A 546-nucleotide genomic window follows, 5' to 3' on the forward strand; every position below is an offset into this window, starting at 1 on the left:
TCGGGCAGGGTGCGCAAGCGTTCTAGCCAGCGTGAGACAGGTTCCATGGGCCAACGTCTGATCAACGCCTCGCGGCCGACACGCAGTGTCGAGTAGAGCTTGCGCTGACTGTTGCGGGGCGACAGCCAGTGCGCGATGCCGGTGGCTTCGCAGCCCAGTCCTGCCAGCCAGCTGGCGAAGGTGGCCAGCGTATTGAGCAACAACAGGATCTGCAAGCGCTCACCGCGACGGGTCAGGCTGTCTTCCATCGCCTGACCGTAGCGATGCGACTTCAGATCCCGAAATGCCAGCTCGATCTGCATCCTTCGTGCGTACAGGTTGACCAACTGCTTTGCGCTGGGCGCTTGCAGCTGTGGGGAGGCGACGATCAGCCACGGCTCGCGCTCACGCGCTGCTGCTTTCAAACTTGATGATGCGCGCGAGACCTTGGCAGGTGAGCGTCGATTGCGTTGCTGACGTCCCTGCGGTGTCTTGGCATAGAGCACCAGACGGCAATCGAGTGGATCGCTGCGATTGGCCTGCATCGGTGGCAATGCGTGTGCACGG

At 62.5% G+C, this 546-nt stretch carries 1 protein-coding gene; it reads right to left on the reverse strand.

The genetic code is table 11. From position 1 onward, the window contains the following. On the reverse strand, positions 1–546 hold a 546-nt coding region (locus XdyCFBP7245_RS23485; protein WP_146091742.1), incomplete at both ends, for an IS4 family transposase.

It is taken from the genome of Xanthomonas dyei (assembly GCF_002939865.1).
Classification (GTDB): Bacteria; Pseudomonadota; Gammaproteobacteria; order Xanthomonadales; family Xanthomonadaceae; genus Xanthomonas; species Xanthomonas dyei.